At 54.1% G+C, this 715-nt stretch carries 1 protein-coding gene; it reads right to left on the minus strand.

Going from position 1 to position 715, the window contains the following annotated elements; all coding sequences use genetic code 11:
- A partial coding sequence (locus QP381_RS08445; RefSeq protein WP_285068470.1) for a hypothetical protein occupies window positions 1–448 on the minus strand: 448 nt, incomplete at its 3' end.
- Window positions 449–715 lie beyond the last annotated feature (267 nt).

A 715-nucleotide genomic window follows, 5' to 3' on the forward strand; every position in this document is an offset into this window, starting at 1 on the left:
CAGCCTCACTAGCAGAACCCGCAAGCTTCGCCGCAGCAGTCGCTTTAGAATCCGCCTCAGACGCAGCCTTCTTAGCCGCCTCAGCCGCGTTCTTAGCCTCAGGCAACTCACGATTAAACCGGTCTATTTCGTCGCCCATTTCGACCATGTCGCCGCGTAAATGCTCTGCACTATTTTTAGCGTCGTCAGCAGTATTAGACGCAGAATCCGCCTTGGTTTTGGCCTCCTCCGCAAGCCGTTTCGCATTATCAGCCTGCGAAGTCACCGCAACAACGGACTTCTTTACCTCGTCGGTCGCACCCAACGCTTTAGCAAGCTCACCATCAACACGGGCCTTCTCGGCCTCAAAATCCTTACCCACCTTAGTAGCATGATCAAAAGCCGCATCAATACGGCCCTTAGCCTCATCTAAGGCCTTACGCGTGGCAGTACCAGCCACTTTAGCCACAACAACAGGCGACAACGCCGAAGCCTTACCCGACTTCGCCCTACACCGTAAAGCCACGTTGTAAGTGCCTGGAGCTAATTCAACAGTCTTAGCCCCGCCCGCCCGAGTGTTAATAGTCCCCACGAATAAATCAGGGGCAACCCCACCAGCCGGGGGTACCTCGCTGTTAGTGTCAATTTTTGTTGAATCCGGGGGGAGATCCTCCGGGGAACCAATTATCCAAATCTCTACAGCCCTAAAATCCTTAGGACACTGCGCTTCATGCTC

This window comes from Pauljensenia sp. UMB6358, from assembly GCF_030216865.1.
In the GTDB taxonomy this organism is placed as follows: Bacteria; Actinomycetota; Actinomycetes; order Actinomycetales; family Actinomycetaceae; genus Pauljensenia; species Pauljensenia turicensis_A.